Below are 14,470 nucleotides of genomic sequence, written 5' to 3' on the forward strand. Positions count from 1 at the left end.
GTGAACAGGAAAGTCAATGAAATCAACGATCTACCAACACCACCTCCGCGCCAGTGCTAGCTTTTCGTACCGTCACTTATTGCACTGAAAACGAGGAGACCCCACTTATCAATTAAAACCATTCACGTCTTGATGGCGATAGTTTCTGTCGGGAGCATGATGGCGCTTCCGGTGCTGACATATACGCGACCAAAAATGGCCTCGGCAGATTGGCAAAGGGCAACGACTCCAATTAGTCGAATGATATCCATCAGCGGAATCGCGCTGGCCCTATCTGGCTTTGCGCTGGTGAGCGTGATTGGCTGGGAAATAATGGCGTCACCTTGGTTAATTGCGTCATTAACTCTCATTGCGCTTGGATTGGTAGCCGGCAAATCAAGAAGAAGTGAGTGGCTGGAAAGCCAAATGCGCCGACACGTACCAGGGCGGCTGGGCGGGATTTTGATATCCAGCGTAAAGCCGGCGCTCTTCTTGGCAGTAGCTGCCCTTATGACGATCAAGCCCGTGTGACGTGAAGCCTTGAGCGGCAAATAGAAGAGCAGGTTGCAAGGCTTGACTGATACGAATGACCTCAGGGCGCGATTCCCTACGGCGGGCTTGTATGGATCTTAGGCATTTTAGGTACTTTATTGCCGTAGCCGAAGAGCTGCATTTTGCCCGTGCCGCGGAAAGACTGCATATCGAGCAATCGCCGCTATCGCGAGCCATAAAAGAACTAGAAGAAGAGTTGGGGGTGACACTCTTCTCACGTACCACGCGCAGCACTAGATTGACTCGCGCGGGTCAACTTTTTTTGGAGAGCGCATACAGGGTGATGGCTGCCTTTCAACAAGCCCAGGACAGTGTCAAGGCTGTCGCCAACGGCTTCCAGGGACAACTGCGCATTGCGTTATCGGATGGCATCACACCGTCGCGTCTACCGATATTGCTTGCGCTCTGTCGGCAAGAAGAGCCGGAAATTGAACTCCGGTTTTTTGAGGTGACGCTTTCGCAACAGATAAAAGGCCTTCAAGATGATTTGTATGACGTCGGCTTCGCGCAGTCCGATGAAGTCGGCGATGGAATTGTGGCAATACCTGTGTGGAGCGATGCGCTTATGGTGGCAGTGCCGGCCCGACACCCACTTCTGGCTCACAAGCGAATACCTTTGGATGAGCTATTGCGCTATCCGTTGGTCCTCTGCGATCCGCAGATCTGCGAAGGTCACGCAAAGCACGTTGATAGAGTGTTACGTCAGGCAGACATGGAGCCGCTGATTGCTGAACGAGTTGCTACTGGCAATTTAATGATGGCGCTGGTATCGGCTGGCTTTGCGTTAGCACTGACGGGCGCGACTCATATTGCTGCGAGCCGTGAACCAGGTGTCGTAGCACGACCACTGGCTTCGCGCGTGCCACCATTGACGACCTACCTGCTTCACACCGAAGGCGAACCCTCAGATGTATTGGCTCGCTTTATTGAGCGCGTGCAAGCCATCGAAGTACCTGATACCCCTCGATCCGCAATGGGCCACCGCCCCAATCCACCCGAGGAAGCTGTGCCATGAAGAAGATCGTTCCGCTGTTGCTAGGTGTCGCCTTGACTGCCTGCGGCCAATCTGAGGTGCCTCAGAAGGCCAATACGTCGGAGGCGGATATTGCAACGGTGGAAGAACTGGCGGCCAATCCCGAACGGCTTAAAGAACTGCGCCAGCAGTGCAAAACCGACCGCCCCAAGGTGGGAGACGTGCTCTGCAATCGAGTGGCGGAAGCCACGCGCAAGCGATTCTATGGGGACGGCGAAACGCCCTATACACCGCCGAAAGAGTCGCCAAAGTTCTGACTGTTGGTCGCTCGCCGATTCGCCTTCACTTTTTTTCTCGACACGCCGCAATGCGCCCGCGCTTGCGGCGTTTTTCTTTGGCTCGCCACCGCACTCATTCTTTCTTTTTCCTCGACCTTTCTGCTCTAAACGGTCTTTGACCGGCACTGACCCGGCACCGATTCTGACGCTTGCGGCACGTCCTTGTGCCGCGCTTCCCATGAGGAAAAAGCGCAGGAGAAATCGGAGGCTAGGTCATGCAAGGGACGAACGTGCTGTTCGGTCAGATTGCCGTGGTATTCGGCATCGTGATCGCCGGCGTGTGGGGCGCCACACAATGGACAGCAGCCGCCCTTGGCTATCAGCTACGCCTTGGCTCGCCCTGGTTCGATCTTCTCGGCACGCCGATATACCACCCGTGGAAGCTGTTCGAGTGGTGGTTCTTCTTCGACGCCTACGCGCCGCGCGTGTTCGATACCGGTGGCGCCATCGCGGGCGGCAGCGGCCTGCTCGCGGTGGTGGTTGCCATCGGCATGTCGATATGGCGCTCGCGGCAGTCGCGCCTGGTCACGACCTACGGCTCGGCCCGTTGGGCGAACGCGGGGGATATTCACAAAGCCGGCCTCACGCAGCCTGCCGGCGTGTTCCTGGGCCAGCACGACCGCCAGTACCTTCGCCACGAAGGCCCGGAACACGTCCTGACCTTCGCGCCCACGCGCAGCGGCAAAGGTGTCGGCCTGGTGGTGCCGACGCTGCTTTCCTGGCCTGCGTCCGCCGTCATCCACGACATCAAGGGCGAGAACTGGCAGATCACCGCCGGCTGGCGCTCGCGCTTCTCGCATTGCCTGCTGTTCAACCCCACCGATGCGAAGTCGGCCGCCTACAACCCGCTGCTGGAGGTTCGCCGCGGCGCGCATGAGGTGCGCGACGTGCAGAACATCGCGGACATTCTGGTCGATCCCGAAGGCGCGCTGGAGAAGCGAAACCATTGGGAAAAGACCAGCCACGCGCTGCTGGTCGGGGCCATCCTGCATGTGCTCTACGCGGGCGAGGACAAGACGCTGCGCGGCGTCGCCAACTTCCTCTCCGACCCGGCCAGCCCCTTCGAGCTGACCTTGCACCGGATGATGACCACGCTTCACCTCGGCGATGGCCCACATCCGGTAGTGGCGTCCGCTGCGCGCGAAGTGCTCAACAAGTCGGACAACGAGCGTTCCGGCGTATTGAGCACCGCCATGTCGTTCTTGGGCCTCTACCGTGATCCGACGGTGGCCGAAATCACGTCGCGCTGCGACTGGCGCATTGCCGACCTGATCGCGGCCGAGCATCCGGTGTCGCTGTACCTGGTGGTGCCGCCTTCGGACATTTCGCGGACGAAGCCGCTCATCCGCCTGATCCTCAACCAGATCGGGCGGCGGCTCACCGAATCGCTCGATGGCTCCGACGGCATTCAGCGCCGCCACAAGCTGCTGCTGATGCTCGATGAGTTCCCGGCGCTGGGGCGCCTGGACTTCTTCGAGACGGCGCTGGCCTTCATGGCCGGCTACGGCATCCGCAGCTTCCTCATCGCGCAGTCGCTCAACCAGATCGACAAGGCGTATGGGCAGAACCATTCGATTCTGGACAACTGCCATGTGCGCGTGACGTTCGCCACGAACGACGAACGCACCGCCAAGCGGATTTCCGAGACGCTGGGCACAGCGACCGAACTGCGCGCCCAGCGCAACTACGCGGGCCACCGGCTCGCGCCGTGGTTGGGCCACCTGATGGTGTCGCGCCAGGAAACCGCGCGCCCGCTGCTGACGCCGGGCGAAGTCATGCAGCTTCCGCCTGACGAGGCGGTGGTGATGGTGTCCAGCGTGGCGCCGATCAAGGCGAAGAAGCTGCGCTACTACGCGGACGCCAATTTCAAGCGTCGCGTGCTGCCGCCGCCCACGCTGGCGAACGGGCAGTACGCAGACGCGCCGCCATTGCGATCCGACGACTGGAGTGGGCTGGCGATTCCTGCTGGGCCCACCGCACCAGCCACGGCATCCGCCGATGGCCTGGAGGACTTGGGTACGGCCGACGACGGCGGCCCGCGCCGTCAGCCCGAACTCTCCGAAACCGTCGCTTACGACCCCGAGCTGGCCGCTCCCGCGGCCGACCTTGGGCTGCTCGATGACGACGACGACCTGCCGCTTCCGCTTCCTCGCCAGCTCGATCTAGCCATGCATCGCACGGCCCGGCTGGCTTCCCTCGACCCCAACGACGGAATCGAGCTATGAGCCACTATCGCCTGAACCTCTTTATCCAGCCCGAGCACGCCAAGCGGCTCGACGAGCTTGCCGCCAAGAAAGGCGTGTCCAAGTCATCCATCGTCGCGGCGGCGCTCGCATCGTGGCTGTCGCCCGATGCCGCCGACCAGCGCGAGGCAGCCATCGCCAAGCGGCTGGATCGCCTCTCGCGCCAGTCCGAGCGCATGGAGCGCGACCAGAACATCGCCATCGAGACGCTGGCGCTGTTCATCCGCTACTACCTGACCGTCAGCACGCCGGTGCCGGAGGCCCATCAGGAGGCGGCGCGCGCCCAGGGCAAGGCGCGCTTCGAGCAGTTCACCGAGCAGCTTGGCCGCCAATTGCTGCGGGGCCGCAGCCTGGTGCGTGACGTGGTGGAGGAGTTGCATCCCGACCCGATGCGAATGGAGGACGCGGCGGCAGCCACGCAAGCGCAGGAGCGTGCGTCATGAGCGCCCGAATCTCCATTGAAGGGCAGTCCATGAGTGCCACGTCGCTCGACCGCCGCATCCAGATGCTGCGCACGGCGATGGGGCCGCTGATCGCCGCCGCGCTCGAAGACCCGGACGTGGTGGAGGTGATGCTGAATCCCGATCGCACCCTTTGGGTGGATCGGCTTTCCAGTGGGCGCGCGCCGATGGGCGTGGAACTGCCCGAGGCGGACGGCGAGCGAATCATCCGCCTCGTGGCCGCCCACGTTGGCGCGGAAGTCCATCGCGGCCAGCCGCTGCTGTCCGCCGAGTTGCCCGAGACGGGCGAACGCTTCGAGGGCATTTTGCCGCCGGCAGCGCCGGGGCCGGCCTTCGCGCTGCGCAAGCGGGCCATCGGCGTGATTCCGCTGGAGCGCTACGTCGTGGAGGGAATGATGACCGCCGCACAGGCGGGCTTTCTCGTTCGCGCCGTACGCGAGCGGCAGAACGTGCTGATCGCCGGCGCCACCAGCAGCGGCAAGACGACCTTGGCGAACGCGCTGCTGGCCGAGATCGCCGCCACCGGCGACCGCGTGCTGGTGCTCGAAGACACTGTGGAACTGCAATGCGCGGCCCGCGACCACGTTCCGCTGCGCACACGCGCGGGCGTGGTGTCCATGACGGAGCTGGTGCGCTCGTCCATGCGACTGCGGCCCGATCGTGTCGTCGTCGGCGAGGTGCGCGGCGCCGAGGCGCTGGATCTCATCAAGGTCTGGGGCACGGGCCACCCCGGCGGCATCGCCACGATCCACGCCGGCTCCGCGCTCGGCGCGCTGCTGCGCCTGGAGCAACTGATTCTCGAAGTGGCGGTGAACCCGCCCCGCGCGCTGATCGCGGAAGCGGTCAACGTGGTGATCCACATCGCCGGGCGCGGGCGCAAACGCCGCATCGAGAGCATCGCCCGCGTCGTCGGCTTCGACGGCGTGGGCTACAGGCTGGTGGATTGGGAGGCGGATGCACTGGACACGCCGTTTCCCGAGCTGCCGCCGCTTCCCGATGCCGCACCCGCTGCGGCGACTTTCCCATCCCCTGACTCACTTGGAGAACTGCCATGACGCAGATGACCATTCCTGCTTTCCGTTTTTCTGCAAATCCGGCTTTGCGTCTTGCGCGGCTGCGCTGCCTGGCCCGCCCTGCGGGGCAAGGGCTGCTGCTGGCCGCGCTGCTGCTGTTCCTGGCCGGAACCGCGCAGGCCGCCGGCTCCTCGATGCCGTGGGAAGGCCCGCTGCAATCCATTCTCGAATCCATCCAGGGGCCGGTGGCGCGCATCGTCGCGGTCATCATCATCATCGCCACGGGCCTCGCGCTTGCGTTCGGCGACACGTCGGGCGGCTTTCGCAAGCTGATCCAGATCGTGTTCGGCCTGTCCATCGCGTTCGCGGCTTCGAGCTTCTTCCTGTCGTTCTTCAGCTTCTCCGGCGGGGCGGTCGTATGAGTGCCCCGGACACCTTCGCGGACGGTTTCGAGGTGCCGCTGCATCGCTCGCTGACCGAGCCGATTCTGCTGGGCGGTGCGCCGCGCACCGTGGCGATCGCCAACGGCACGCTGACCGCCGCTGTCGGCCTGGGCCTGCAACTGTGGATTCCCGGCGTGGTGCTCTGGATCGTCGGCCATTCGCTGGCGGTGTGGGGTGCGCGCGTCGATCCGCAGTTCATGCAGGTCTTCGCCCGGCACATCAAGCACCGCCCGCTGCTGGACGTGTGAGGGGAGGACGCCGCGATGCTGAACCTCGCCGAATACCGCCAGCGCCCGGCCTTGCTTGCCGACTGGCTGCCCTGGGCCGGACTGGTCGCGCCGGGCATCGTCTTGAACAAGGACGGCAGTTTCCAGCGCACGGCCCGGTTTCGCGGGCCTGACCTCGACAGCGCGACGCAAGGCGAGCTGATTGCCACGTCGGCACGGCTGAACAACGCATTGCGCCGGCTGGGTTCTGGCTGGGCCTTGTTCATCGAGGCCGAGCGCCGCGCCGCTGCCGACTATCCGCGCTCGGAGTTTCCCGAGCCGCTTTCGTGGGTGGTGGAGGAAGAACGCCGGGCCGCCTTCGAGGACTCGGGCAATCACTTCGAGAGCGGCTACCACCTGACGCTGCTTTACCTGCCGCCGGAAGAATCCCGCGCCCGTGCAGCCAAGATGCTCTACGAGAACACGCCGACGAATGGCGTGGACTGGCGCGAGCGGCTGCAAGCCTTCGTCGCGGAAACGGATCGCGTCTTTGACCTGCTCGACGGCGTGATGCCGGAAGTTGACTGGCTCGATGACGCGCAGACGCTGACCTACCTGCACGCGACCATCTCGACGCGGCGCTATTCGCTGGCGGTGCCCGAAGTGCCGTTCCACATCGACGCGCTGCTGACCGACTCGCCGCTGGTCGGTGGCCTGGCGCCCATGCTGGGCGACCAGCACCTGCGCGTGGTGTCAGTGCGGGGCTTCCCAACCTCGACCTGGCCGGGGATTCTGGACGACCTCAACCGCCTCGGTTTTGCGTACCGCTGGAGCACGCGCTTTCTCTGCCTCGACAAAGCCGAGGCGGAGAAAGAGCTTTCCCGCCTGCGCCGCCAGTGGTTCGCCAAGCGCAAGAACGTCATCGCGCTGCTGCGCGAAACGATCTTCCAGCAGGAAAGCCCGCTGGTCGATACCGACGCCAACAACAAGGCCGCCGATGCCGACGCCGCCTTGCAGGAGCTGGGCAGCGATCAAGTCGCCTTCGGCTACCTGACGGCGACCGTGACCGTCATGGACACGGACGCCGCCGTGGCGGACGAGAAGCTGCGCATGGTGGAGCGTGTCATCCAGGGTCGGGGTTTCGTCACCATCCCCGAAACGCTCAACGCCGTGGATGCCTGGTTGTCCTCGATCCCCGGCAATGCCTACGCCAACGTGCGCCAGCCCATCGTCTCGACGTTGAACCTGGCGCACCTGATGCCGGTGTCGGCGGTATGGGCTGGCCCCGAGCGCAATGACCACCTCGACGGCCCGCCGCTGATCGTCACGCGCACCGATGGCGCCACGCCGTTCCGGCTGGTGACGCACATCGGCGACGTGGGCCACACGCTGGTGGCCGGGCCGACCGGCATGGGCAAATCGGTGCTGCTCGCCACCTTGGCAATGCAGTTCCGGCGCTACCCCGGCTCGCGCATCTTCGCCTTCGACATGGGGCGCTCGATGCGGGCCACCATCCTGGGCCTCGGTGGCGAGCACTACGACCTGGGCACGGATGGCGAAATCGCCTTCCAGCCGCTCGCGCGCATCGACCGCGAGGGCTACCGCACCTGGGCGGCCGAATGGATCGAGGGCCGCTTGCTGCACGAAGGCGTGGCTGTCGGCCCAGAGGAGAAGGCGGCCATCTGGTCGGCGCTGGGAAGTCTCGCCGGTGCGCCGGTGGAGCAGCGCACGATGACGGGCCTGTCGGTGCTGTTGCAATCGAATGCGCTGCGCCAGGCGCTGTCGCCCTATGTGCTCGGTGGCGCCCACGGCAAGCTGCTGGACGCCGACCACGACCGGCTCGGTATGGCCGACGTGCAGTGCTTCGAGATGGAGGAGCTGATGCACAGCAAGGCCGCCGTCATGGCCGTGCTGCATTACCTCTTTGCACGCTTCGATGAACGCTTCGACGGGGCGCCCACGCTGCTGATCCTCGATGAAGCGTGGTTGTTTCTCGATGACCCGGTGTTTGCCGCGCGTATCCGGCAATGGCTCAAGACGCTGCGCAAGAAGAACGTGAGCGTCATCTTCGCCACGCAGAGCTTGGCCGACATCAAGGATTCGAGCATCGCCCCGGCCATCATCGAGAGCTGCGCGAGCCGCATCTTCCTGCCGAACCCGCAGGCGACCGAACCGCAGATTCACACGATCTACGAGGGCTTCGGGCTCAACAGGCGGCAGATCGAAATCGTCGCCACTGCGCAGCCCAAACGCGACTACTACTACCAATCACGCCTCGGCAACCGCCTATTCGACCTCGACCTGGGGCCGGCGGCGCTGGCCTTCGCGGGCGCGTCCACGCCGCAAGACCAGCGCGACATGGATCGCGTGCTGCTGGACGCCGGCGTGCCCGGCTTCGCGGACGCCTGGCTGCGCCATCGCGGCCTCGATTGGGCGGCTGACCTGCTGCCTTCGTTCACCGACCACCCACAGGAGAACCTGCCATGAAGAAGCGCCTTATCGCCGCCGCCATCGCGGCCATGCTTTGCACCGCCACCGCCCATGCGCAATGGGTCGTGATCGACCCCACGAACCTCGTGCAGAACACGCTGACCGCGATCCGCACACTGGAGCAGATCAATAACCAGATCAAGCAGCTTCAGAACGAAGCACAGATGCTCATCAATCAGGCGCGCAACCTGGCCAGCCTGCCGTCCAGCGTGGTGAACCAGTTGCGCACCAATCTGGCGACGACCGAGCGGCTGATCGCCCAAGCTCGCGGCTTGGCCTACGACGTGACGAATCTGGATCGGGAGTTTCAGCGCCTGTATCCCGAGCAGTACGCTGCCACGGTGAGCGGCGACCAGATGTACCGCGACGCGCAGGAGCGTTGGAAGAACACGCTCAATGGCTTGCAGACCACGATGCAGATGCAGGCCCAGGCATCGCAGAACCTCCATGATGATGAAGGCGTGCTGGCCGATCTGGTCGGCAAGAGCCAGTCCGCCGTTGGCGCACTGCAAGCCATGCAGGCCACGAACCAACTGCTGGCCTTGCAAGCCAAGCAGTCCATCCAGACCCAGCGGCTCCAGATCACGCAGGACCGGGCGGCGTCGCTGGAGCTGGCGCGGCAGGCGGCGGCCACGGAGCGCGCCCGCGAGGTGCGGCGGCGTTTCCTCGGTGAAGGTACGCCGTACACGCCGCAGTCCGTGAACTTCTACGGCAACTGACGGGAGGCCGCCATGCGATGCGTCCTCGTCCTGTGCGCCGTGCTGTTGGCCGCTTGCGGCAAGCAGCCGGCTAACAACCTTGCCGACGCCCTGGCTGCCGATCCCGTGCGGCTCAAGGCATTGCGCGCGCAATGCGCGGCCCATCCGCAACAGGTCATGCAGGCCACGGGCGAGGACGCTTGCCGCGCCGCCGCCGAAGCCTTCCGGCGGCGCTTCTTCTCCGGCGAGGCCGGGCCGGATGAGTACCAGACGGCGGCCGACCTGCCGCCGATCCCGCCGAGCTTCGATGAACCGGCCGATGGCGTGGCGCCAGCCGTTCCCGCCCAACGGGAGGACACGCCATGAATGACGTGACCATCATCGACCAGTTCCTGAACACCTTTTCCACCTACATCGACTCGGGTTTCGGGCTGCTGCGGGGCGAAGTGGCGTTCCTCACGGCCACGCTGATCGTCATCGACATGACGATCGCCGGCCTGTATTGGGCCATGAGCCATGCCACCGGCCAGGGCGAGGACGTGATCGCCAAGCTGCTGCGCAAGGTGCTCTACGTCGGTGCCTTCGCCTACATCATCAACAACTTCAACTGGCTGGCCGGCATCGTCTTCCGATCCTTTGCCGGACTGGGCATCACCGCCACCGGCTCGGCCATCACGATGGGGAACTTCTTGCAGCCGGGCCGGTTGGCGAAAGCCGGCATCGACGCCGGGGCGCCGATCCTGAAGCAGATCGGCAAGATGGCGGGCTTCCCCGAAGTGTTCGTGAACCTCGACCCCATCGTGGTGATGTTCCTCGCCTGGCTGGTTGTGGTGTTGTGCTTCTTCGTGCTGGCGATCCAGCTTTTCATCACGCTGATCGAATTCAAGCTGACCACGCTGGCGGGCTTCGTGCTGGTGCCGTTCGCGCTGTGGAACAAGACCAGCTTCCTGGCCGAGAAGGTGCTGGGCAACGTGGTATCCGCCGGCGTCAAGGTGCTGGTGCTGGCCGTGATCGTCGGTATCGGCTCGGGCTTGTTCGCTCAGTTCCAAGTCCATCCCGCCGAGCCGTCCATCGACCATGCGCTGGTCATCATGCTGGCCTCGCTCACCTTGCTGGCGCTTGGGATCTTCGGCCCCGGCATCGCCACGGGCCTCGTCTCCGGTGCGCCACAGCTCGGCGCGGGCGCAATGGCCGGTGCTGCTGTCGGCGCTGCCGGCACCGCCGTCGCCATCGGCGCCGCCGCGACGGGCGTGGGTGGCGCCGTGGCTGCTGGCGCTCGCATGGCCCCGGCTGCCGCCAAGCTGGCCGGTAGCGGCGCGCGCGCCGCCACGTCGGCGGCCAGCAGTGCGAAGTCGGCGTTTCAGGCCGGTTCCGCCGCCGCTGGCGGCGGCGCGAAGGGCGCGATGGCGGGCCTGGGCAATGTCGCCAAGACAGGCGCGCAGTCGGCCGGACGCGCGGCTGTGTCGCGTGCTTCCGCTGCCGGGCAGCGAATGGCAGCTCCATTCCGCGCTGGCTGGAATGGCCCGGCCGCTGACTCTGGCGCGACAGCCGGCGGAGCCGGGGCATCCGGCCAGGCCGCAACAGGCGAAGCCACTTCCGGCGCAGCCAACGCGCAACCCGCCTGGGCCAAGCGGCTGCATCGCCGCCAGCAACTCACCCATGCCGCGACCACCACCGCCCACACGCTGCGCGGTGGCGATGGCGGCGGCTCCGGCCAGGGGCCGAGCCTGCGCGATTCCGATTCATAAGGAGAACTGACCATGCGATTCAAGAAACCACAGGTGCGCTATGCCGACACGCCGCAGGCTGCCACGCCTTATCAAGCTGCCGGCCAGGTGTGGGACGAGCGCATCGGCTCGCCGCGCGTGCAGGCGAAGAACTGGCGGCTGATGGCCTTCGGCTGCCTGACGCTCGCGCTGCTGATGGCCGGCGGCCTGGTGTGGCGCTCGGCGCAGTCCATCGTGACGCCCTATGTGGTGGAGGTGGACAACGCGGGCCAAGTGCGCGCCGTGGGCGAAGCCGCCACGCCTTACCGGCCCAACGATGCGCAGACGGCGCACCACATCGCGCGCTTCGTGACGCTGGTGCGCTCGCTGTCCATCGACCCCATTGTCGTCCGCCAGAACTGGCTGGACGCCTACGACTACACCACCGACAAGGGCGCCGTGGCGCTCAACGACTACGCCCGCGTGAACGATCCGTTCGCGCGCATCGGCAAGGAGTCGGTGACGGTGCAGATCGCCAGCGTGACCCGTGCCAGCGACACGTCTTTCAACGTGCGCTGGACGGAACGGCGCTACGTCAACGGCGCTGCCGCAGGCACTGAACGCTGGAACGCCGTGATTTCCATCGTGCAGCAGACCCCACGCACCGAGGAACGCCTACGCAAGAACCCTCTCGGCATTTACGTCAATGGCCTGTCGTGGAGCCGCGAACTGGATTCTTCCGAAGGAGCAAAACCATGAGCCTGTCTTTCCGCTTTTACGCTTTGCCGTTGATGCTTGCTGCCCTTGCGGGTTGCGCCACGCAGGGCAAGCCGCCGCCCGTGATCTCGCTCGATGAGTCAGTGCAGGCCCAGCCGCTGCCTGAGCCGCCGACGCCGATAGAGGTGGTGGCCGTGCCCGAGGTGCTACCGATGCCGGCGCAATTGAAGCCGCTGCCCGAAGCCGAGGACGCCAAGCCCGCGCCGGAGCCGGCCGACGAGAAGGTGCGCGTCTCGCGCGCCAATGCCGAGGCCCGCGTCGCGCCCACGCGCGAGGGCTACGTCAACGCGATTCAGGTGTGGCCCTTCACGGATGGCGCGCTCTATCAGGTCTATGCGGCCGTGGGCCGCGTGACCGTGGTTTCGCTCCAGCCGGGCGAGGAACTGGTGACGGTGGCCGCCGGCGATACCGTGCGCTGGATCGTGGGCGACACGTCCAGCGGCAGCGGTGCCGACCTGCGCGTGAACGTGCTGGTCAAGCCGATCCGCTCGGGCCTCAAGACCAATCTCGTCATCACCACCAGCCGTAGGACGTACCTGCTGGAGCTGGCTTCGACCGAGAAAACGTGGATGGCGTCGGTGTCCTGGGAATACCCACGCGACCGGATGCTGGCCTTGCAGCGCCAGGCGCAGGCGGCCAGCGCCGCCGCGCCCGTGGACTCTGGCTTGTCGCTGGAGAACCTGCGCTTCCGCTACGCGATCAGCGGCAGCAATCCGCCGTGGAAGCCACTGCGTGCCTTCGACGATGGCGCGAAGGTCTATATCCAGTTTCCAGCGGGCATCGCCCAGGGCGAGCTGCCGCCGCTGTTCGTCATTGGCGCCCAGGGCGACGGGCAGTTGGTGAACTACCGCTTCCGCTCGCCGTATTTCATCGTCGATCGCCTGTTCGGCGCCGCCGAGTTGCGCTTGGGCGGGGACAAGGGCGACGTGGTGCGGATCGAGCGCACGGATGGCGTCGTGGGCTCGGTCGGGAGGAACTGACGATGAGCCAGGACGACACCCCCGACCTTGCCGCGCCTTCGGCGGGCAAGGTGGCGCCCGAGGCGGTGGCGCTGCGCGCCCAGCCGCGCCCGGTCACGCGCCTGAATCGGCGCACGCTGGCCATCCTCGTCGGCGGCCTGTCGGTCGCCGTGCTCGGGGCCACGATCTGGTCATTGCAGCCGCACCGGCGTGGCGCGGGCGAGCAGACCGAGCTTTACAACGTGGATCGTGTCTCGAAGTCCGAAGGGCTGGACGGCCTGCCGGCCGACTACTCGAAGCTGCCGCCGAAGGTGCCCGAGCTGGGGCCGCCGCTGCCGGGCGACCTCGGCCCGGCCATCGTGAACTCGCAGCAGCCAGCCGTGGCCGCCTACGCGGCCCCCGGCCACGATCCCAACGACGCCTTGCGCAAGGAAGCGGAGGCCGCTGCGGCTTCGTCGGTGTTCTTCCGCTCGGGTGGTCAAGCCGCGGCCACGGTGGCGCAGGCAGCGCCGGGCGTACCTGGCGTGGCAAGCACGCTCGCGGCCTTCGATCCGCTCGCCGCCGGGCCGGCCTCGACGGCGGCCCAGCCCGCCGACCCGACCGCCGTGCAGAACCGGCAAGACCAGAAAGAGGCGTTCCTGAAAGCCGGTTCTACGGAAACCCGTAATTCCGGCAATCTGGCGCTGCCGACGTCGCCGTATCAGGTCATGGCTGGAACGGTGATCGCCGGGGCGCTGGTGACGGGCATCAAGTCGGACTTGCCGGGCGACGTGATCGCCACCGTCACGGAGCCGGTCTATGACACGGCCACGGGCAAGTTCCTGCTGATCCCGCAGGGATCGCGCATCCTGGGCAAATACAACAGCCAGGTCAGCTATGGGCAGAGCCGCGTGCAAGTGGTGTGGAACCGCGTCATCCTGCCGGACACGTCATCGCTGACGCTCGACAACCTCGTGGGCACTGACCCGGCCGGCTACGCGGGCCTGGAAGACGACGTGGACTGGCACTGGAAGCGCATCTTTGCCGGTGCGGTGCTGACGACGCTGCTGGGCGTCGGCGCCGAGCTGGCCGCGCCGGAGAACCGCCAGGACGGCAACCGCATCGTCATCGCCGGGCGCGACAGCGCCCAGGACAGCATCAATCAGGTCGGGCAAGAGATCACCCGGCGCAACATGAACATCCAGCCGACGTTGACGGCACGGCCGGGCTTGCCGGTTCGGGTGATCGTGGCGCGCGACCTCGTGTTGCGTCCTTACCAACCCATGTTCTATCAGCTTGGAGGTGCGCGATGAGTACCGCCCGAAAACTCCGCCTCGGCCCGTTGCCGTCCAGCGGTAGCACGAAGCTGACGTTCACCTGCCCGGCCAGCCTGAAAGCCGACCTGGACGCCTACGCCGCGCTGCACGCGCAGGCGTATGGCGAGGCCGTCGATGCAACGACGTTGATCCCGCACATGCTGGAGGCGTTCATTGCTGGGGATCGAGGATTCCGGCGGGGCAGGGGAGACGACACCCGATCGTCTTCCCGCACGGCTGCGCCGAAGGGATGAGATTTTGAATATGTTGCCGTTGTCGTATCCAAACTACGACTGGGTTCGCCATATCAAATTGACTTCCGCTTGGGAAAGTTGTA

16 protein-coding genes are annotated in these 14,470 nt (G+C 65.6%); all 16 read left to right on the forward strand.

Translation table 11 applies throughout. The annotated features are described in order from the left end of the window. The first annotated feature begins 156 nt into the window (after nt 1-156). The 16 genes from RMET_RS33535 to RMET_RS07850 all read left to right on the forward strand — a co-directional run bounded on the left by RMET_RS33535 (nt 157) and on the right by RMET_RS07850 (nt 14,387). Complete coding sequence (locus tag RMET_RS33535) at nt 157-510, forward strand: hypothetical protein (protein ID WP_231138485.1); 354 nt, start codon at nt 157-159, stop codon at nt 508-510. A 91-nt stretch (nt 511-601) separates the two neighbouring features. Continuing rightward, nucleotides 602-1,546 carry a LysR family transcriptional regulator gene (locus tag RMET_RS32140; protein WP_023087427.1) on the forward strand — a complete coding sequence of 315 codons (945 nt, stop codon included), beginning with the start codon at nt 602-604 and terminating at the stop codon, nt 1,544-1,546. Further along, the gene (locus tag RMET_RS07785) at nt 1,543-1,821 is read left to right on the forward strand and encodes an EexN family lipoprotein (protein ID WP_011516286.1); all 279 of its coding nucleotides are present in this window, start codon (nt 1,543-1,545) and stop codon (nt 1,819-1,821) included. The genes RMET_RS32140 and RMET_RS07785 overlap by 4 nt, the downstream gene beginning before the upstream one ends. A 236-nt stretch (nt 1,822-2,057) precedes the next feature. After that, a complete protein-coding gene (locus tag RMET_RS07790) occupies nt 2,058-4,067 on the forward strand; it encodes a conjugal transfer protein TraG (protein WP_041240133.1) in 2,010 nt (669 codons plus the stop codon). After that, complete coding sequence (locus RMET_RS07795; protein WP_011516105.1) at nt 4,064-4,528, forward strand: ribbon-helix-helix protein, CopG family; 465 nt, start codon at nt 4,064-4,066, stop codon at nt 4,526-4,528. Before RMET_RS07790 ends, RMET_RS07795 begins: the two co-directional genes overlap by 4 nt. After that, complete coding sequence (trbB, locus tag RMET_RS07800; protein WP_011516288.1) at nt 4,525-5,601, forward strand: P-type conjugative transfer ATPase TrbB; 1,077 nt, start codon at nt 4,525-4,527, stop codon at nt 5,599-5,601. Before RMET_RS07795 ends, trbB begins: the two co-directional genes overlap by 4 nt. Next, complete coding sequence (locus tag RMET_RS07805) at nt 5,598-5,981, forward strand: TrbC/VirB2 family type IV secretion system protein (RefSeq protein ID WP_003103996.1); 384 nt, start codon at nt 5,598-5,600, stop codon at nt 5,979-5,981. The genes trbB and RMET_RS07805 overlap by 4 nt, the downstream gene beginning before the upstream one ends. Next, entirely contained in the window at nt 5,978-6,250 is a 273-nt protein-coding gene (locus tag RMET_RS07810) for a VirB3 family type IV secretion system protein (protein WP_011516289.1), read from the forward strand. The genes RMET_RS07805 and RMET_RS07810 overlap by 4 nt, the downstream gene beginning before the upstream one ends. 15 nt (nt 6,251-6,265) lie before the next feature. Next, the gene (trbE, locus tag RMET_RS07815; protein ID WP_011516290.1) at nt 6,266-8,695 is read left to right on the forward strand and encodes a conjugal transfer protein TrbE; all 2,430 of its coding nucleotides are present in this window, start codon (nt 6,266-6,268) and stop codon (nt 8,693-8,695) included. Then, complete coding sequence (gene trbJ / locus RMET_RS07820) at nt 8,692-9,417, forward strand: P-type conjugative transfer protein TrbJ (RefSeq protein ID WP_011516291.1); 726 nt, start codon at nt 8,692-8,694, stop codon at nt 9,415-9,417. The genes trbE and trbJ overlap by 4 nt, the downstream gene beginning before the upstream one ends. A gap of 12 nt (nt 9,418-9,429) precedes the next feature. After that, nucleotides 9,430-9,762, forward strand: coding sequence for a hypothetical protein (locus RMET_RS07825; protein ID WP_011516292.1), 333 nt, complete (start codon nt 9,430-9,432; stop codon nt 9,760-9,762). Next, entirely contained in the window at nt 9,759-11,144 is a 1,386-nt protein-coding gene (trbL, locus tag RMET_RS07830; RefSeq protein WP_011516293.1) for a P-type conjugative transfer protein TrbL, read from the forward strand. The genes RMET_RS07825 and trbL overlap by 4 nt, the downstream gene beginning before the upstream one ends. A 12-nt stretch (nt 11,145-11,156) precedes the next feature. Continuing rightward, on the forward strand, nt 11,157-11,861 hold the full coding sequence (gene trbF / locus RMET_RS07835; protein ID WP_011516294.1) for a conjugal transfer protein TrbF: 705 nt from the start codon (nt 11,157-11,159) through the stop codon (nt 11,859-11,861). Beyond that, nucleotides 11,858-12,859: a P-type conjugative transfer protein TrbG gene (trbG, locus tag RMET_RS07840; protein WP_011516295.1), complete on the forward strand. Its 1,002-nt coding sequence runs from the start codon at nt 11,858-11,860 to the stop codon at nt 12,857-12,859. The genes trbF and trbG overlap by 4 nt, the downstream gene beginning before the upstream one ends. A gap of 2 nt (nt 12,860-12,861) precedes the next feature. Beyond that, nucleotides 12,862-14,130 (forward strand): TraB/TrbI/VirB10 family type IV secretion system protein, encoded by a 1,269-nt coding sequence (locus RMET_RS07845; protein WP_011516296.1) that lies wholly within the window; start codon nt 12,862-12,864, stop codon nt 14,128-14,130. After that, nucleotides 14,127-14,387: a DUF2274 domain-containing protein gene (locus RMET_RS07850; RefSeq protein ID WP_011516297.1), complete on the forward strand. Its 261-nt coding sequence runs from the start codon at nt 14,127-14,129 to the stop codon at nt 14,385-14,387. Before RMET_RS07845 ends, RMET_RS07850 begins: the two co-directional genes overlap by 4 nt. Nucleotides 14,388-14,470: the final 83 nt, after the last annotated feature.

This window comes from Cupriavidus metallidurans CH34 (assembly GCF_000196015.1).
GTDB lineage: Bacteria > Pseudomonadota > Gammaproteobacteria > Burkholderiales > Burkholderiaceae > Cupriavidus > Cupriavidus metallidurans.